This is a genomic window from Sporolituus thermophilus DSM 23256 (assembly GCF_900102435.1).
In the GTDB taxonomy this organism is placed as follows: Bacteria; Bacillota; Negativicutes; order Sporomusales; family Thermosinaceae; genus Thermosinus; species Thermosinus thermophilus.
The window spans coordinates 130090-148127 of record NZ_FNBU01000002.1 but is presented as its reverse complement, the minus strand read 5'-3'; the positions used below and the strand labels follow the sequence as shown (position 1 = coordinate 148127).

Annotated in this window: 19 protein-coding genes, 1 pseudogene and 2 riboswitches; of the genes and pseudogenes, 17 read left to right on the top strand and 3 right to left on the bottom strand. The window is 48.9% G+C overall.

Annotated elements, in window-relative coordinates; genetic code table 11:
* The first annotated feature begins 117 nt into the window (after positions 1–117).
* Positions 118–241, top strand: a riboswitch (cyclic di-AMP (ydaO/yuaA leader).
* Positions 242–243: 2 nt separating this feature from the next.
* From BLQ99_RS02050 to BLQ99_RS02035, 4 genes are all read left to right on the top strand, one after another.
* Positions 244–903 carry a C40 family peptidase gene (locus BLQ99_RS02050; RefSeq protein ID WP_093687632.1) on the top strand — a complete coding sequence of 220 codons (660 nt, stop codon included), beginning with the start codon at positions 244–246 and terminating at the stop codon, positions 901–903.
* Between the two features lie 200 nt (positions 904–1103).
* Positions 1104–1529, top strand: a complete 426-nt coding sequence (locus BLQ99_RS02045; protein ID WP_093687630.1) for a Fur family transcriptional regulator — start codon at positions 1104–1106, stop codon at positions 1527–1529.
* Between the two features lie 11 nt (positions 1530–1540).
* The gene (locus BLQ99_RS02040) at positions 1541–2290 is read left to right on the top strand and encodes a metal ABC transporter ATP-binding protein (RefSeq protein ID WP_093687628.1); all 750 of its coding nucleotides are present in this window, start codon (positions 1541–1543) and stop codon (positions 2288–2290) included.
* Complete coding sequence (locus tag BLQ99_RS02035) at positions 2271–3113, top strand: metal ABC transporter permease (RefSeq protein ID WP_093687626.1); 843 nt, start codon at positions 2271–2273, stop codon at positions 3111–3113. Before BLQ99_RS02040 ends, BLQ99_RS02035 begins: the two co-directional genes overlap by 20 nt.
* On the opposite strand, the gene BLQ99_RS02030 is transcribed toward BLQ99_RS02035, so the two are convergent.
* Complete coding sequence (locus BLQ99_RS02030) at positions 3081–4007, bottom strand: Na/Pi cotransporter family protein (protein ID WP_093687624.1); 927 nt, start codon at positions 4005–4007, stop codon at positions 3081–3083. The two genes, BLQ99_RS02035 and BLQ99_RS02030, sit on opposite strands and share 33 nt — an antisense overlap.
* 135 nt (positions 4008–4142) lie before the next feature.
* Between BLQ99_RS02030 and BLQ99_RS02025 the strand changes: the two genes are divergently transcribed.
* On the top strand, positions 4143–4712 hold the full coding sequence (locus tag BLQ99_RS02025; RefSeq protein ID WP_093687622.1) for an HD domain-containing protein: 570 nt from the start codon (positions 4143–4145) through the stop codon (positions 4710–4712).
* A gap of 101 nt (positions 4713–4813) precedes the next feature.
* Positions 4814–5038, top strand: a complete 225-nt coding sequence (locus tag BLQ99_RS02020; RefSeq protein WP_245690216.1) for a sulfurtransferase TusA family protein — start codon at positions 4814–4816, stop codon at positions 5036–5038.
* Here BLQ99_RS02020 and BLQ99_RS02015 read toward each other — a convergent pair.
* Complete coding sequence (locus tag BLQ99_RS02015; RefSeq protein WP_093687618.1) at positions 5035–5940, bottom strand: LysR family transcriptional regulator; 906 nt, start codon at positions 5938–5940, stop codon at positions 5035–5037. The two genes, BLQ99_RS02020 and BLQ99_RS02015, sit on opposite strands and share 4 nt — an antisense overlap.
* Positions 5941–6161: 221 nt before the next feature.
* On the opposite strand from BLQ99_RS02015, the gene yyaC reads away from it, so the two are divergent.
* The 5 genes from yyaC to BLQ99_RS01990 all read left to right on the top strand — a co-directional run bounded on the left by yyaC (position 6162) and on the right by BLQ99_RS01990 (position 9707).
* The gene (gene yyaC, locus BLQ99_RS02010; RefSeq protein WP_007289152.1) at positions 6162–6740 is read left to right on the top strand and encodes a spore protease YyaC; all 579 of its coding nucleotides are present in this window, start codon (positions 6162–6164) and stop codon (positions 6738–6740) included.
* A 254-nt stretch (positions 6741–6994) separates the two neighbouring features.
* A complete protein-coding gene (gene sigK / locus BLQ99_RS02005; protein WP_093687616.1) occupies positions 6995–7699 on the top strand; it encodes an RNA polymerase sporulation sigma factor SigK in 705 nt (234 codons plus the stop codon).
* A gap of 108 nt (positions 7700–7807) precedes the next feature.
* The gene (locus tag BLQ99_RS02000) at positions 7808–8182 is read left to right on the top strand and encodes a DUF6904 family protein (protein WP_143005857.1); all 375 of its coding nucleotides are present in this window, start codon (positions 7808–7810) and stop codon (positions 8180–8182) included.
* Positions 8183–8268: 86 nt separating this feature from the next.
* Positions 8269–9120, top strand: coding sequence for a flavodoxin family protein (locus BLQ99_RS01995; RefSeq protein WP_093687612.1), 852 nt, complete (start codon positions 8269–8271; stop codon positions 9118–9120).
* 104 nt (positions 9121–9224) lie between these two features.
* Positions 9225–9707: a hypothetical protein gene (locus tag BLQ99_RS01990; RefSeq protein WP_093687610.1), complete on the top strand. Its 483-nt coding sequence runs from the start codon at positions 9225–9227 to the stop codon at positions 9705–9707.
* 429 nt (positions 9708–10136) lie between these two features.
* Here BLQ99_RS01990 and BLQ99_RS01985 read toward each other — a convergent pair.
* Positions 10137–11309 (bottom strand): annotated as a pseudogene (locus BLQ99_RS01985) (IS3 family transposase).
* A 325-nt stretch (positions 11310–11634) separates the two neighbouring features.
* On the opposite strand from BLQ99_RS01985, the gene BLQ99_RS01980 reads away from it, so the two are divergent.
* The 6 genes from BLQ99_RS01980 to BLQ99_RS01955 all read left to right on the top strand — a co-directional run bounded on the left by BLQ99_RS01980 (position 11635) and on the right by BLQ99_RS01955 (position 18028).
* Positions 11635–12141, top strand: a complete 507-nt coding sequence (locus BLQ99_RS01980; RefSeq protein WP_093687608.1) for a YqeG family HAD IIIA-type phosphatase — start codon at positions 11635–11637, stop codon at positions 12139–12141.
* A gap of 15 nt (positions 12142–12156) precedes the next feature.
* Positions 12157–12933 (top strand): carbon-nitrogen family hydrolase, encoded by a 777-nt coding sequence (locus BLQ99_RS01975; protein WP_093687606.1) that lies wholly within the window; start codon positions 12157–12159, stop codon positions 12931–12933.
* A complete protein-coding gene (locus tag BLQ99_RS01970; RefSeq protein ID WP_093687604.1) occupies positions 12930–13796 on the top strand; it encodes a shikimate dehydrogenase in 867 nt (288 codons plus the stop codon). The genes BLQ99_RS01975 and BLQ99_RS01970 overlap by 4 nt, the downstream gene beginning before the upstream one ends.
* A gap of 74 nt (positions 13797–13870) precedes the next feature.
* Positions 13871–13954: riboswitch (cyclic di-GMP riboswitch) on the top strand.
* A gap of 47 nt (positions 13955–14001) precedes the next feature.
* Positions 14002–15687, top strand: a complete 1686-nt coding sequence (gene gspE / locus BLQ99_RS01965) for a type II secretion system ATPase GspE (protein ID WP_093687820.1) — start codon at positions 14002–14004, stop codon at positions 15685–15687.
* Between the two features lie 4 nt (positions 15688–15691).
* The gene (locus BLQ99_RS01960; RefSeq protein ID WP_171904570.1) at positions 15692–16747 is read left to right on the top strand and encodes a type IV pilus twitching motility protein PilT; all 1056 of its coding nucleotides are present in this window, start codon (positions 15692–15694) and stop codon (positions 16745–16747) included.
* A gap of 57 nt (positions 16748–16804) precedes the next feature.
* Positions 16805–18028, top strand: a complete 1224-nt coding sequence (locus BLQ99_RS01955; RefSeq protein WP_093687602.1) for a type II secretion system F family protein — start codon at positions 16805–16807, stop codon at positions 18026–18028.
* Positions 18029–18038 lie beyond the last annotated feature (10 nt).

Here is an 18038-nt window from a genome sequence, read left to right as displayed (position 1 = left end):
AATTCGCTGATGAAGCGTCGATTTCCTGTAGATATAGCAAAAAATGATAACCTGGAATTTTTTTCAAGAAAAACCATTTAGAAGGATTATGCACAATAATAGCGAATAATTCAGGTGAGCTATATAAAGCCTAATCCAGCTCAGGAGCGGGGGAACCATTTTTGGGGTGAAACTCTTTAGGAGTGGGGGGCCTTCAACCCTAACCCGTCAGCTAACCTCGTCGGCTTAGAGAGGAGAATTGTATTGCGGAAAATGTTTCGGACGATGGTGCTTTTTTTGCTGCTGTTTATGACAGCAACCTTCGCCCACGCCTCAGGAGTCTACGAAGAGGGGGACCAAGGCCCGGAAGTAGCCGCTATTCAGGCCCGGCTTAAAGAGCTTGGCTATAGGCTGGTGGTTGACGGTGACTTCGGGCAAGCGACCAAAAATGCGGTAATAGCCTTCCAAAAAGACCGGGGTCTGGAAGCGGATGGCATTGTCGGGGCCCAGACCTACCGCGCTCTTATGGGACGGGAGATACCGGTTAGCCGCGATAATAGCGTTGTTCGGCGGGTCATCCAGACAGCCATGCGTTATATCGGTGTCCCTTATGTTTTTGGCGGTGTGACTCCTGACGGGTTCGACTGTTCGGGCTTTACCCGGTTTGTATATGCCCGGGCGGGCGTATACTTGCCGCGAACGGCTGACGCGCAGTTTGAAGTGGGCCAATTTGTGTCTTATTCAAGACTACAGCCTGGCGACATGGTTTTCTTTTCCACTTATGCTCCTGGTCCTTCGCACAGCGGTATTTACTTGGGAGATGGCAGATTTATCAGCGCTACGTCCAGCCGTGGTGTGACCATCGATCACATGGACAGCAGTTACTGGGGACCGCGCTATGTAGGAGCGCGTCGGGTGTTATAAGATTTGGAGGCCAGGCGCCTCCTTTTATTTTCCTCTATTTGCACAAAATTTGCTGTATGACCAGAAATGTTTGCATAGCCTGTACTTGATGGTAGCAGAATAAAGAAAAGACTGGGCAAATTTTTTTTATGCTGTTAGTAAGAAAGTTCCTATTTAGGATGTATCGTATATATTTTTGGCTAGAAGCGGAGTGAATTACCATGTTAAATGACCTGGTCCAGCAGCTTAAGGAAAAGGGGTATCGCATTACACCCCAGCGGCGGGCAATTTTAGAGCGGATACTCCAAACGGCGGAGAACTTGACAGCGGCGGAAATATGGCGTGAAGTCCGTCAGCGTTATCCAGACGTAGGTCTCGATACAGTTTACCGTAACCTGAATATTTTGGTCGAAATGGGACTGTTGATTCCTATTGTCGGGCTGGGTAAGAACGGAACCCGGTATGAGGTAGCTCCTTCATCCCGGCACCATCACCATATTACTTGTATAAAGTGCGGTGAAGCGGCTTGCCTCGATTTTTGTCCGATTGATCCTGAATTTTTAATTATGCTCCGCCACCAGGGGTATGAACTTGTTCGGCACAATATCGAGCTGTTCGGCCTTTGCGCGCAGTGCCGGCAGGGTTAGGAGGGCAAGAAATGTGCATGGTGCAGCTTGATGGCGTATGTTTTGCCTACGATGATTATCCTGTGCTTAACAATATATCTTTAGCGGTAGCCAGCGGTGATTTTCTCGTCGTTGTCGGCCCCAACGGGGCTGGTAAAAGTACGCTGCTTAAAATAATGGCGGGAATCGCGATGCCACAGGGCGGCGAAGTTCGCATCGACGGACGGCCGGTAAGGGAAGCGCAAAGGCAGGGACTAATTGGTTATGTACCGCAGACCTACGGCAAGAACTCGGCCGGTTTTCCGGCGACAGTGGAGGAAGTGGTGGCATTGGGCTTGGTGACAGGCAGCGTTACCAGGCGCAGCAAGCAGTTAGCCACCCATATTGTTGAACATATGTTGGAACTTGTTGATATGACTGGTTTGCGCTCAAGGCGTATCGGTGAACTCAGCGGCGGGCAGCTGCAGCGAGTGATGGTGGCGCGCGCTTTGGCCGGCAACCCCAGGCTCCTTTTGTTAGACGAGCCGACTAGTGGCATTGATGCTGATGCCAGCGCCAAAATATACGAGCTGCTGGGAACGCTGAATCGCAACCTGGGGATTACGGTTGTCATGGTTTCCCATGATATTGAAAAAGCCACCTGCTGGGCTTCGCGGGTGGCCTGCATCAATCGGGGATTATGCTTTTTTGGCAGTGGCCGTGAGTTTCGCGATAGCCACATGACAGTGCGCCACTTTTGGTATGAAACCGGGAGGGGAAAAGATGGAATTTCTCCAATATGACTTTATGCAGCGGGCCCTGGCCGCGGGCCTCATTACCGCCATTGTCTGCCCACTGATTGGTATGTTTGTTGTTATCCGCCGGCAGTCACTTATCGGCGATGGGCTGGGTCATATCGCTTTTGCCGGTGTGACAGGTGGCTATCTCCTAGGGGTTAACCCTTTTGTTGCCGCAGCACTGCTCACTGTTGCCGGCGCCGTGGGCATTGAGATTGTCAGGCGGTGGCACAGTCAGTTCGCTGATATGGTTTTGGCCATCTTTTTTTACGCTGGCATTGCCATGGCCATCATTTTCAGTACTATGACGCGTATGAGCGGTGCCGGGCTGCTTAGTTTTCTTTTTGGCAGTATCATGACCGTTACGACAATAGATCTTATGCTTATAGCCTTTTGCGGCGCCGTCGTCGTAGCGGTAATTTACCGATATTTTGACAAGTTGATGCTGTTGGTACTGGACGAAGAGGTAGCGATTGTGTCCGGCATCAATACCGGCGCGATTAATATGCTGTTCAGTGTGTTGACCGCACTGGTCGTTGTCATCGGCATGACGGTCGTGGGGATTTTACTGGTTAGTGCTCTCATGATTGTTCCCGTTGCTGCGGCGCTTCTTCTTCGCCGCGGTTTCAAAGTCACCTTGGCCTGGGCGCTAATTTTTTCCATTCTGTCCGTCACCGGCGGCCTTATTTTGGCTTTCTATCTGGATATTGCGCCGGGAGGCACTATTGTTATAACGACTATCGGGCTTTATTTGCTAGTTTTGTTTTGGCGAAGAGATTTATTATTTTTGGGTAGTTTAGCCGCGTTCAGGCACCAGAGCGGTGATTAAACGAGCGAATTGACGGATAAACGGCAGTACTGCCAGTGAAGAAAGAATATTGAAAAGAGTATGGACCATAGCTACCTGTGCGCCGAAATCAGCCGTAATCCAGGAGGCAACGCCTGTCAGCAGCCCTGTTAGGGGTAAAAAGATCAGAACGCCTGCGACATTCAGTACGATATGGGCGGCAGCTACCCGCTTTGCCGCAAGCGGGGCAGCACTGCCGACGATCACGGAAGAAAGGCAGGAGCCGATATTATTGCCGTAAACGACATAGGCGGCTGTTGTTAAGTCGATGATGCCATCGGCGGCGAGTACCATAAGCGCTCCGGTGGCGGCGCTGCTAGACTGGAAGAGAAAAGTGAGGATAATACCGCCCAGAATACCGTATAAAGGGTTGGATTGCCCTCTGGTAAGATAATCTATGATTGTTTCTATTTGTGGAAGCTGGCCAAGCAAATCAGAGATAAGGCCGAGACCGAGGAACATGCTGGCCAGTCCGGCAATAGCAAGGCTGACATAGCGCAGTTTTTGGCAAAAAACTGCCATGACAAGCGACAGAACCAGCAAGAAAAGAAAGTAGCTGTCCGGTAGCGAGAGGGTTAGGAGCTGTACGGTTGAACAAGTCCCGATATTGGCGCCCAGGATAATGCCTATGCCCTGATAAAAAGTGAGGTATTCGGCGCTGACCAGGCCGATAGTAATGAGGGAAACAGCGGTGCTGCTCTGCATAAGCGCTGCCGCAGCCGTTCCGACCAACAGACCCCGCCAGGCCGTTACCGTCATGGATTGGAGAAGGCGCTGAAAACGTCGCCACAGCAGGCGCTTTAAGCCAAAGCGCATTAGAAAGATGCCACCGACCAGCATCCCGACACCGGCGAGCATCACGATAAGTATATACATATGTTGCACCCTCCTTTGCAATATAATCTATGAGGTATGGCAGCAGCCAATGCTAGTAAACCTTTTGAGATAATGGTATAATTTTGCATATAAGCGGTAATGATTACCATATAGTTTAGAACAGGAGGGGCCGTTATGCAGTATTCCCGTGCGAAAACTTGGCAGATTTTACGAGAACACGTTACCGGTGAAGCGCTGTTAAAACATTGCGTAGCTGTGGAAATTGCCATGCGCGCTTATGCGCAAAAATTTGGCGGAGATCCCGATTATTGGGGGGCGGTTGGACTACTACACGATATTGATTTCGAGAAATTTCCCCATGACCATCCCAACCATGCCAGAGAAATTCTTGCCGCTTACGGCTATGACGATGAATTTATTACTAACGTTGAGTCCCATGCGCGAGACTGGGAGAAAGAGCGCACCCTTTTGCAAAAAACGCTGCTGGCGGTGGATGAACTGACCGGCTTTATTATTGCCTGCGCTCTTGTCCGTCCGGATAAAAGTTTAGATAATCTAGAAGTAAAGTCGGTTATGAAGAAAATGAAGGATAAAGCCTTCGCCCGCGCCGTCAATCGTGAGACAATAGTGAACAGTGCCGAGGCAATGGGCGTGGATCTTAAAGACCATATCGATTTTGTCACGAAAGCACTGGCGGCAGCAACTCGACAGCCTGAATATCAGGAACTTCCGTTAGTCAGCTAACCGGTCTCAGAAATGAAAAACCTCTTCGCCGTATGGCGAAGAGGTTTTTTGCAGGTTTTGCGGCTTTGGCAGCGAATACTTCCATATGGGAGGTTGATGGCATGGCGATACATTATCTCGATATGTTAGGTGAAATTTGCCCCCATCCGCTACATATGGCCCAAGCCAAGATGGATAAATTGAAAAGTGGCGATGTGCTGGTCATCGAATCGGATTTTAGCCGCTCAGTTCGCAACTTGTTGGCCTGGGCGGATAAACAAGGCTACAAATTTGATGTGGAGGAAGTCGAAAAGGGGATTTGGCAGGTTAAAATCACCAAGTGTTAGCAAACTTCCAGTTCGCCTGGTAAAGTTATAAATCTGATGAAGCGTTTGGCAATACCGGACAAGTCGGCGTCACGGTATACTAAGTTGTATTCGACGCTTTGCGCAATGTTTTCTATCGGTAAGGCCAGCAGAGTTCCATGGCGCAGTTCCTTCTGCACCGTCAGACGAAGACATATGGAAACGCCATGGCCTTTTTCCACAGCCGACTTAATGGCATTGGAATTGCTGATTGTGATACGTGGTTTCAGATTGACAAATTTTAAGTTAAGCGGTTCGAGAGCTTGGTCGAGAATATAGTGCAGCTCCGATCCCTCTTCCGGTAGGATGAGGCGGCTTTTAGTAAGCTCTTCAATGGTGACGCTCGTTTTACCCGCCCATTGTTCGTTGTTGGGAACAATCGCTACCAATTCATCTGTAAAAACGGATTTTTTGGTAATTCCTTTGTAGTTTGCTACCGGACACTCGATAATGGCTAAATCAATTGTTTTGTCGTAAATTTTGGCAATCATTTCTTGGAGACTGCCAATTTCAAGATTAATTTGCAGTTCGGGATATTTGTCCTTAAAAGTCCAAATGCCGCAGGCCAATGCGTGACTGCCCACGGTAGCGGTAGCACCGATGATAAGCCGCTGGTTTTTTTCGTCAGCAATACTGGAGAGTTTACGTTCCAGGTCTTCATGCAGTTCGAGAATTTGTTTGGCGTATTCAAAAAGGGTGGCTCCGGCCTCGGTCAGAATAACGCCGTGTGGTGTTCGCTCAAAAAGTTTTATGCCGTAATACTCCTCCATGGAGTGGATTTGGGCGCTGATTGCGGGCTGAGAGATGTGCAGGAGTTTGGCTGCTTTCGAAAAACTTTTTACCCGGGCTACCTGGCAGAATAGATCAAACTGCCCAAGTTGCATTGTTATGACCTCCTACGGATTTGTCCTGTGCTAATTATAACATGGGTTTGTATAAATATTTCACATAAAATTGCGATAAATTATAAATAATATAAGTTTAGGTATAAGTAAAAGTTATATGTAATGGCAGGGACAAGCGTGGGTACCCTGCTGTTTTTTTGCCATAAATCTTTCCCAGCACGCATAGAGTTTACAAAGACAGTTTTAAGAGGAGAGGGACGATGGGAAAGAACAAGGCGACAAAGCTGACGGCACACTTTGAGGATACGAATGCCCGCCAGGTGATTGGGGCTCATCTGATGACGTTGCTTGGCCGGCAGGAAGGTATTAATGCACGTCATCTAATCGTCTTATGTATTGGTTCCGATCGGTATACAGGGGATGCCCTCGGGCCGCTAGTAGGATCGTATTTGAAAGAGCACACCGACTATACCGTATATGGCTGTCTTGACCATCCCGTGCATGCCGGCAATCTGGTAGAAACAATTAACATTATCAATAACCGGTATCACCATCCGCTCATTATTGCCGTAGACGCCTGCTTAGGCAAGGCCAGTGAAATCGGCAATATCGAAGTTTGGGAAGGCGGCTTAGAAGCAGGTATTGCTGTCGGCAATCGGCTCCCATGTGTGGGTAATATTTCTATCATTGGCGTTGTCAATGCCGGCGGTAAAATTGGTTATTTGGATTTACAAAGCACGCCTCTATCCATTGTCATGAAGTTAAGTAAAATTATTGCCACGGCACTGGAAGACGCCCTGAAAATGATGGCAATGCCAACGGCATCGGTTTCGGGTTAGAATTAATCGTGAAAAATTTTATCCCACATCATGTATAAGATGACCAATATGGCGGCAAAAAGTACACCTATGTCGCCAATAAACTGTCCCATAAAAATCACCGTCCTGCTGCGATTATAAAGCATTAATCCATAGTGGCGCAAGTATCTCGGCTTCTGCCAGGAAAAACCATTGAAAACAAGTGCTGTTGACAGGCACAGAACCGGCCGATCACCCATACAATGAACCGACGAATTGTCAGCGGGGGTGATGGCTTGGTATCTTTCTTTGCTGTTTTGGCAGCTTCGGTTTTAAAGGGAATCGCGCTCCTTGTCTCCTATATTACTAACAATACATTTCCGTTGCCGCTCTCGGAAAAAGAAGAGCAGGTTTACCTAGAAAGACTGAAGGCAGGAGACGAAAAAGCCAAGAATGTTTTGATTGAACGAAATCTTAGACTGGTGGCACACATCGTTAAAAAATTTGACAATACCGGCGAAGATGTCGATGACCTTATTTCTATCGGCACAATTGGACTGATTAAGGCAATCAATACTTTTGACCAAGCCAAGAAAATCAGGCTGGCTACATATGCAGCCCGCTGCATCGAGAACGAGATTTTGATGCACTTAAGAAGCACGCGGCGAATACGTTCGGAAGTTAGCTTATACGATCCGATCGGGGTCGACAAAGAAGGTAATGAGATAACTCTTATTGATGTTCTTGGCACCGCGCCGGATGTTGTGGCCGAAGCAGTGGAAAATCAGTGCGAGACTGAGCGCCTTAACAAGGAAATTCACCGCCTGAGCAAACGAGAAAAGTGGGTATTGGAGATGCGTTTCGGCATGCCGGATGGCAGCCGCAAGACGCAGCGTGATATTGCCAAGCTTTTAGGTATTTCCCGTTCCTATGTTTCGAGAATCGAAAAAAGGGCAATCAGCAAATTATCTAAGAATCTTTACGTTGAAGAGAACAAATAACGGGCGATTGTTGGGCTTTTCCGCCCGGAATGCAGATTTTTGTTTTAAATCCGACGGGCATACCAAATCATACTATTTACACTCCCCAGAAATGGGGAGTATTTTTGTGTGCATCTGTCTTGTAGGGGTGTGCCTCGATTTGTAACGTCGATGCGCTTGTTACAAGCGGCGGTTGCAAAATGCATTAAAACCGTTGTCTCAGAAGCGGCCTTTAGCCGGATGATGAATCTTATGAATCAAAGCTATATGTTGACTGACGACTATGCTACGCAATATGTGGATGTACTCAATTGTAGGTTTCTGGCTATGAATAAAGAGAAACGCTTGAAAAATATATCTGTGATGGCAAAGCGATTAGCGGAGCAAGGGGATGAATATAAGGCGATTAAAAGTGAGGTTTTAAGAGCGGCGAAAGAATATAACTGTCCGGTTGATGAAATAGAACTTCAGGAAGTGGAATATCCTGATGATATCGATTGGTGACATAGAGTCCATAGCCGGAGGATTTAGCCCGGCTGGATAGAATTTGCTATATTACCAGGATCAACCACAAGAGAGGGGACATAATTATGAAGGTATTAGGGTTAGTGGCTTCTGCCCGCAAACTTGGCAATTCAGAGATATTGGTCAAAGAAATGCTGGCTGCACTGCCTGATACTGTGGAAAAGGCCATGATTAGGTTGCCGGATCTTAACATCGGTCAGTGCCAGGCCTGCTACGCATGTCTGGGGGCGGATAAATCCTGCATTATTGGAGATGATTTGCAATTTTTACTAGACAATATCCGAACGGCCGACGCGATCATCATTGGAGCGCCGTGTTATTTTCTCGGCACGCATACCAGCTTAAAGGTGATTGGTGACAGGTTGATTTCGGTTCTCCAGAATGGGGATGAATTTGCGGGTAAAAAATGCATAGTGGTAGTAACTTACGGCGTAGCGGGCTGGGATGGTTATGCCAGGGAAGCGACTATAAATTTTGCGCGGTTTCTTCATCTGGACGTTGTCGGTAGCATGGCCGTGCAGGCGGCCAATCCCGGCGAGGCGGCAAAGCCGGAAGTGTTGCACAAGGCAAGGCTGTTGGCGCAGCGCCTGGTGTCAGGCGCGGAACAGACAGAAGAAGCGGCAGGGTGTTCTTGCCGGGAATGCGGGAGTTCGCTGCTGAAGTTGTCACCGGACGGTACCGTGCACTGTCCTATGTGTGGGGCATTCGGCCGGCTGTATTTAGAAGGCGGACAGTTCACTGTCCAGTTTGGTCAACGTGAACATTCCCGGTTTTCCCTTGCCGGTATGAAGGAGCACGGCGCTCTGCTGGAAGAAATCAAGGGACGATATATAGCTAGCCGTAACGAATTATATACCTTGCGCCAAAAATATAAGCAGTATGACGGCTGGTGGATACCACCCGGAAAACGCCGATAAAAATTGGATAGTTTTAGGAAAGGCACCGGCGAATCTGATTCTTGTACTGCTTGTCCTGCCAATGGTACAATAATATTGCACCGATTTATAAGGACGGGTGATTTATGAGCAACGAGGAATTCCAAAAGTTAGTACTTCAAGAACTAACGAGCATAAAAGGGCAGCTTAATGAAAACTCTCGTTTTATTGAGGCTCTGCTTCATCGCACCGCAGAATTAGATGCTCAATTGCATAACGTATCTGCTAACGTTGATAAACTTTGTGGCCAGGTCAATAATCCGGAAACTAAAGTCGGTAATTTAGAAGCTAAAGTCAATAATCTGGAAGCTAAAGTCGGAAATTTGGAAACTAAAGTAGATAATCTAGAAATTAAAGTCAATAATTTAGAAATTAAGGTCAATGCTCTTGAAACTAAAGTCAGCGGCCTTGAAACTAAGTTTGATGCTCTACAGACACAGGTAACAACTATCCAGGCTAACATGGCCACAAAAGAGGATATTGCCGAAGTCAACGCTAGTATTATGGTTCTTAACGACCGCTTGTTCCGCCAAGAAACCGAAATTACCCGTCTCAAAGCGGCTAAATAACTTTCGATGGTTGGAAAAAAGTGGCAGTTATTTAAGTTTCCTGCGGCAACACCCTACATTTGCGATTAGAGCGCATGCTTAATGGTAGCGCGAGCAGCGAAAGTTTTAAGTATGATTACTCCAATATAACTTTTTTCAAGAGAAATTGCCGTATATCCCCCATAACTGAATTTAGGGGATATACGGCAATTTTGCTAATACCTTTTTGTAGGTTATAACTGCCTGATAACCCTGACAACACAGAAGCAAAAGTTATTTCTTTATAAAACGTTGAATATACTCCTTCATCGTGGCTTCAAAAGGCCCAACGTTCTCTACCACTTCGACTGATGGAGGCGGTATTGGGCAGCCACCGCCGCAATGGATGGCGGCCTTGATGGAAAGTATATAATGCCCCCCGTTGTCAAGACACGGATTAAAAAAATTAAGTTATGCTCCTTTCCGTGCTTCTTGATATGAAATAGCTCCTTGGAGCCCATTTCCAAAATAATACCGGGCTGGACTTTCACCGCCCAACGAGGATGCGGACGGTAATTATTATAAGTTTTTATGTAATCTCTCAACATGGCCCGCAACTCCCGTGGTGTCTCATACTCGTTAATATAGATCCTGTCATACTTCAAGGTCCGGAAAAAACGCTCCGTCCTAGCATTGTCGAGGCACTGGCCTTTTCCGTCCATAGAAATCCTCACACCGGCTTCGTCGAGCAGTTTGATGTAATCTGGGTTGGTGAAATGGCTGCCCTGGTCGCTGTTGATGATCTCCGGCTTTTGAATGGCCAGCGCACGCTTCAGGCAACCGAGGACGAAGGATTTATCCAGCGTGCTGGACAGCTCGTAATCGACAATGTAGCGGCTGTACCAGTCGATGATAACGAAGAGGTACATGAAGCCTTTCTTCATACGGATGTAGGTTATGTCGACGCCCCACACCTGGTTTGGTCTTGTGATTTCAAGGTTCCTGAGAAGATATGGCCGAACGTATTGGGCATGATAGCGCTTGCTGAGGTTGGGCTTAGGATAGATGGCGTAAATGCCCATATCCCGCATGAGTCTCCGGACTTTCTTCCGGTTGATGATAATATCCTCGTGCTGCAGAATGCGGGTAATTGTACGATAGCCCCAAGTAGGTTCAGCAGTATGGATTTCATCAATCCGGCGCATGATCCATAGATCTCGCTCGCTGACAGTTGGCTTTGCCGGTTTGCGGTAGACGCTGGTCCGGTTGATTTCAAGAAGCTCCGCCTGGCGCTTCACGGTGATGTTTGTATTATCGAGTTCTACAAAGGCCTTACGGTCGCTTGCGATTGAGGATTTCGTCAGATTTTTTTTTTAGCCAGTCGACCTCATAGGTCAGCTGACCGATTTTGCGTTCCAGTTGTGCTACCCGTTCTCTTTCGCTTTCCAATTCCTTTTCGGCAGTTGAGGGACCTTTCTTAAACACCTCTGCAGCTCGCTCCAGGAATTCGGCTTTCCAGCGACTGACCATGACAGGATTCACTCCATGCCGGGCAGCGATCTCGTTCACAGTTCCCTCCTCCCGGAGGGCTTCCAGAACGACTTTGGTTTTAAATTCGGCTGAATACTGATTTCTCTTGTTCATGCTCCCATTATAACTTATTTTTTCTTTTTTGTGTCTCACCCTATGGGAGCATTATAGTCCCGCCATACACTTTTACTCCTGTCTGGCTTCACTAGTTTTGCCCGCAACGAGCTTGGCGTTTTATATCTAAGATTTTTTCGACATATTTTGACTAATTTCTTATAATAATTTTAAGATGAGCAGTGTGCCGAATGGATAAAGGTAATCAAACGAGACAAAAAATGTTGCCCATGGCTGTTTACCTGGAAGTAATCTTTAGTTTTTTTGATTACTCGTGTTATAATCTTCATATAATTTTCCTGAGTGATCCTATGGGGGTGGCGGGGTGTACAGACTGTTGTGTCCGGATACGACTGTAAACACATTGCATGAGATTGACCTAAATGACCTGGAAAAGCGGGGTATACGCGGCATTATTTTCGATTTGGACAACACTATTGTTCCGTGGAACAGTCTGGAAATGTGTCCGCGCATCACCGACTGGTTGAACGAAGTACAAGCAAAAGGATTTAAGGTCGCTATCGTGTCCAATAACTGGCAGAAAAGGGTTAAAGAGATTGCTCAGCGGTTTAACCTTCCCTTTGTTTCGCGGGCGTATAAACCGGCCAAAGCGGGTTTTCGCCAGGCACTTGTTGTTTTAGGTCTGCAGCCTGATCAGGTGGCTGTGGTCGGTGACCAATTGTTTACCGATATTTTAGGCGGTAACCGCCTTGGCCTTTATACCATTTGGGTGAAGCCGCTGGCGACAAAGGAGTTTATCGGAACAAAAATCCAGAGGCAGTTCGAAAAATTGGCCGTGCTACTATTACGGGCCAAAGGACTCATGAAATAAGAACAGGGTGATAAAATGCGTATTGCGTTGGTACAGATGAAAGTTATTGCCGGCGCCGTCGATGAAAATCGCCGCCGCGGGCTGGCGTTAGCTCGGGAAGGAGCAGCCCGGGCAGATGTTGTCGTCCTGCCGGAGATTTGGACAACCGGGTATGCCTTGCGGGACGTGGACAAGTGGGCCGAGGATGTTGAAGGTCCGACGATCAGTGAAATGCTAAATATTTCCAGGAAATATGGCACTTATATCATTGCCGGCTCCATACCGCTACGAAAAAACGAAAAAGTTTATAACGGCGCGGTAGTAATAGGTCCGGACGGAAATGTTGCCGCCGAGTACCGAAAGATCCACCTCTTCAGTATGATGGGGGAAGAACGTTTTTTTGCCGCCGGTGATCGCCGGTGTACTTTTAATTTAAATGGGGTCACGGCTGGTATTGCCATTTGCTATGACTTGCGGTTTCCTGAATTGTTTCGCTCGCTTACGCAAGAAGGGGTAAAAATCATCTTTCTTCCTGCTGAGTGGCCGGCCGCCCGCGGCGAGCACTGGCATTTGTTAAGCCGCGCCCGGGCTATCGAAAACCAGGTATTTCTTTGCGTTGTCAATTGCGTTGGCGAGCACAAGGGGAATCCTTTCTACGGCCATTCGATGCTTATCGGGCCGTCGGGAGAAGTTTTGGCGGAAGGCGGAGAGGAAGAAACGATTCTGTATGCCGAGGCCGACTTTGCGTTAGTCGCGAAGGCACGGGAGAAAATGTCGGTCTGGCAGGACCGGCGGCCGGAGGTGTATCTATGATTACCGGCAAGACCAAACCCGTTGCCCTCCTGGGCTGGCCGGTAGAGCATTCGTTTTCGCCAGCGATGCAGAATGCGGCTTTCCGGTACCTGGGGCTGGATTATGTGTATTTACCCTTAGCGGTAAAACCTGATGATCTTGGCGCCGCTATCGCCGGGTTGAAGGCCATGGGGTTTGCCGGAGCCAATGTTACCATCCCCCATAAAGTGGCAGTTATGGCGCATTTAGACGCCTTGGACGATACCGCCCGCATGGTTGGCGCCGTAAATACTATTGTCATCGAAGACGGGCGGACAGCTGGCCATAATACTGACGCCGCCGCTTTTATTGCCGCTCTTGCGGCGGCTGGCGTCAAGCCGAACGGAAAAAGAGTCGTTCTGTTGGGGGCGGGCGGGGCCGCCCGCGCCGTGGCCGCCGGGCTTATCCATAATAACGCAGCATGGGTTACCGTCGTAGCGCGTAACGAAGATAAAGCGGCAGCGCTGGCGGCTTCTTTTGCCGCCGATTACAAGACCATTTCATCATCCCCCTGGCTGGCTGGAGAACTTAGCCGTCATTTGGCCGACTGTGATATAATTATCAATTGCACGCCGGTGGGAATGTGGCCCAATAGTCATGAGATGCCTGATATTGAATGGAAAAAACTCAATCCTAGAGCCGTTGTCTGTGATTTAATTTACAATCCGAATGAGACCCGGTTTTTGCACGAGGCCGCCAGGCGCGGACACCAAACGGTAGGCGGTGTTGGCATGCTGGTCGAGCAGGGCGCTTTGGCTTTTACTCTGTGGACAGGCCGCGAGGCGCCGCGGGAGGTTATGGCCGGGAGCTTAAAACAACGGTTACATGAATTAACAGTTCTTTGAAATATTGTAAACCCGTCCGCTTCATTGCAGGATTTTTACCAATTTATTACGAATATATACGCAGCCAAAAGAATACTGCAATGGGTGTGATGAAGTCCGGACGGTAATGTGGGCACTTAGTCCAGACCGAGCAAGTAGTGCAACCGACCAGATGCAAAATAACGTTTTTGCTGGTGGCGGTTGTTTTTCGTTTATGGGGGCGGGCATGGTGAAAACACGGAAACGCTTAGGCGATTTATTGCTTGAAGCAGGTCTCATAACGCCCGAGCAGCTCGACAAAGCCCTTAACGTGCAAAAAAAGACGGGGGAGCGGCTGGGGAAAGTTCTGATCAACCTCGGGTATATAACTGAGGACAGTATGATTGAGGTCCTCGAATTTCAGCTTGGGGTACCTCATATCGATTTGAGAAGCATCCAACCAAATCCGGAGGCAGCGGCGGCTATTCCGGCTTCCCTGGCGGAGCGCTACCAAGTAATACCGATCAAAAAAGAAGGCCGCAAACTGACGCTGGCCATGGTAGATCCTACCAACTTTTATGCCATTGACGATGTCCGCATGGTTTCCGGCTGTGAAGTCGAGCCGGTTATTGCCGCGGAGAAAGAGATCGTTCGGGCGATCAGCGAAACTTATGGTGTAAAAGAGCTGGTAGAAAAAGCGGTGAACAAACTGCGCCCGGAAGATACGGGTAATATTGTCGAAGTTACTACCTCCGATGACGCGCCGGTAGTCAGTATCGTCAATTCTCTCATTAGCCAGGCCGTTAAAGAACGGGCCAGTGATATCCATATAGAGCCACAGGAGAAACACTTGCGGGTGCGCTTCCGGGTGGACGGTGTTTTGCGGGAAGTGGTCACCTTTCCCCGCCATGTTCACGCGGCAATTGTCTCAAGGATAAAAATTATGAGCGAAATGGACATTGCCGAAAAACGCGTGCCCCAGGACGGACGAATTAAAGTTCAGGAAGCAGGCCGCGATATTGATATTCGTGTATCTACTCTCCCTACTATTCTGGGCGAAAAAGTAGTAATGCGCCTATTGGATAAGCGGGCGGTTATTCTTGATATTAACAAGCTAGGGTTTTCCCCGGCGAATCTTAAACGGTACCGGCAAATGTACTCCCAGTCTTACGGCATGATTCTTATCACCGGGCCTACCGGCTCAGGCAAGACGACTACGCTGTATTCCACTTTGACGGAAATTAATTCTCCCGGCCAAAACATTATTACGGTCGAAGACCCGGTGGAATACCGCCTTGACGGGATCAATCAGGTGCAAGTCAATTATAAGGCCGGTTTAACCTTCGCTAGCGGTTTGCGGTCAATACTGCGCCAAGACCCCAATATCGTCATGGTGGGGGAAATCCGCGATGCCGAGACAGCGGATATTGCCATCAGGGCCGCCTTAACCGGTCATTTGGTTTTTACTACCCTCCATACCAACGATGCGCCGGGGGCGATAACCCGGTTGATCGATATGGGCGTCGAACCATTTTTAGTGGCTTCGTCCGTTTTGGGCGTCGTGGCCCAGCGGTTGGTACGGGTCATTTGTCCGGATTGCAAGAAGCCATACAGTCCGGAGGCTGAATCGCCGGAGCGGTTGTTTCTTGGATATTTGCCTGGTCAGGAAATTACGCTATACCGCGGCGCTGGCTGCCCGCGTTGCAGTCATACCGGGTATCGCGGCCGAGTAGCTATTCACGAAGTGATGAAGGTTAGCCCGAGTTTGCGGGAGCTTATCAACCGGCGGACATCCAGCGACGAACTGGCAGCGGTCGCCAAGCAGGAAGGCATGCATACCATGCGCCAGGACGGCATTGACAAGGCCTTAGCGGGAATAACAACCATAGAAGAGGTTATGCGTGTTGCTTATACTGGCGAATACGGGGGCTAATTAAATGACACTGGAAGGTTTATTACGGGAAGCGGTGCAGCGCCAGGCTTCAGACATTCATATTACCGTGGGGGTGCCACCGGTCTTTCGTATTCACGGTAATCTTGTCCATACGGACTGGTCACCACTTACTGCCGACGAAACAGATCAACTTTTCAAATCCATAGCTAATGCACAGCAGCAAGAAAAATTCCGTAAACAGGGAGAAATCGATTTTTCCTATGCGATCGCTGGATTTAGCCGTTTCCGCGTGAACGCTTTCCGGCAACGCGGCTTTACGGCCATAGCCGTCCGGGTTGTTGCCGAGAAAGTACCTACCCTTAACGAACTGGGCCACCCTGAAGTAATAAAAACGCTGGCCCGTAAGCCGCGGGGACTGGTATTGGTAACCGGTCCGACGGGAAGCGGCAAGTCAACAACGCTGGCGGCTATGATTGATCTCATTAACAGCGAACGGTCGTGTCATATCATCACTTTGGAGGACCCCATCGAGTACCTGCACCAGCATAAAAAGAGCATTGTCAACCAGCGGGAAATAAACACCGACACCCGTTCTTTCGCCAATGCCCTCCGCGCTGCCCTGCGCGAGGACCCCGACGTTATCCTGGTCGGGGAGATGCGGGACGCGGAAACCATTGCCATTGCGGTGACGGCGGCGGAAACAGGCCATCTGGTCTTTGCCACTTTGCACACCGCTGACGCGGCTCAGACAGTTGACCGGATTATCGATGCCTTTCCGCCTTATCAGCAACAGCAAATCAGGGTGCAGCTCTCCCTTACCCTCCAGGGGATTATTGCCCAGCAGCTCTTACCCCGTCAGGACGGAAGGGGTCGGGTGGCCGCCTTGGAAGTGCTTGTGGCTACGCCGGCAGTGCGCAACCTTATCCGGGAGGGCAAAACCCATCAACTTCTTTCGGTTATCCAAACCGGCGGCAAGCAAGGAATGCAGTCTATGGACTTGGCGTTGCGCGATTTGTACCGGAGCGGCCTTATTAGCAGGGAAGATGCCCTGGCACGGGCAATGGACCAGGAAATGTTCCTGAAGCTGATTAATGGATAATCATTTCAGCGTTTACAGAATATGATACGGTAGACGCTTTTGACAGGAGTGGAACAGGTGGCCAAACCGTTTGAATATAAAGCCAAAGACCGTACCGGACAAGTGATGACAGGTACTATTTTGGCCGAAAACGAGGCTGCCGTTGCAGCGTATATTCGTAACCAGGGATATTTTGTAACTCAGATAAAAGAAAAGAAGGTGTCCTTCTCCATTCACAATCTTATCAATTTAGTAAGGCGGGTAACCGTCAAAGACCTCGCTTTATTTTGCCGTCAGTTTGCGACAATGGTGGACGCGGGGCTCCCGCTCCTTACTTGTTTGAGTATCTTGATCGAACAGACGTACAATCCAAAACTGAAGGCGGCCGTCCAAGACGTCTACCGCAAGGTTCAGGAAGGGGAAACCCTTTCCCGGGCGCTTGGTACACATTCCCAGGTCTTTCCGGTCATCATGGTGAGCATGGTGGAAGCGGGGGAGCTGGGTGGCGTCCTTGACGATGTCTTAAACCGCCTGGCCGTACATTTCGAGAAAGAACACAAACTCAACGAGAAAGTCAAGTCGGCGCTTGTCTATCCGGCAGTAGTCATTGCCATGGCCGCTTTATCGGTAACTTTTATTTTAACTTTTGTTTTTCCCACTTTTATGACTTTATTTAACAACTTGAAAGTTGAGTTGCCACTGCCCACTCGGATCCTGCTGGGCATCAGTCAATTCTTACGCAATTACTGGCCGATTTTCTTTATGGCCGTTGCCATCAGTACTTACGGTGTGGTCCTTTTAGCACGGCAGCCTCGCATTAGACCGGCGGTTGACCAAATAGTACTTTATTTGCCGATTTTTGGTATGTTGCTACGGAAAATTGCTATTGCCCGGTTTAGTCGAACGCTTGGGACATTAGTGCGCGGCGGCGTTCCCATTATTAGTGCCCTGGACGTAGTAAAAAAGACGACAGCCAATTTGACAATGATTAACGCGCTTACTTCGGCTCAGGCCAGTATCCGCGACGGCTTGGGGCTGGCGGCGCCCCTCGGCGCCAGCAGCATTTTCACGCCGATGGTCGTGCAAATGGTGGCTATCGGCGAAGAAACGGGCGAACTAGATAAAATGCTGGAAAAAATCGCCGAATTTTACGAGAGTGACGTGGACGACATTGTCAGCCGGTTAAGCAGTATGCTCGAGCCGCTATTGATCGGGATATTGGGAGTGGTAATCGGTTTTATCATTATTGCCGTCGTTTTGCCGCTCTTTGATGTCATAACCAATTTCAACCGTACTTTATAACATGGAAAGG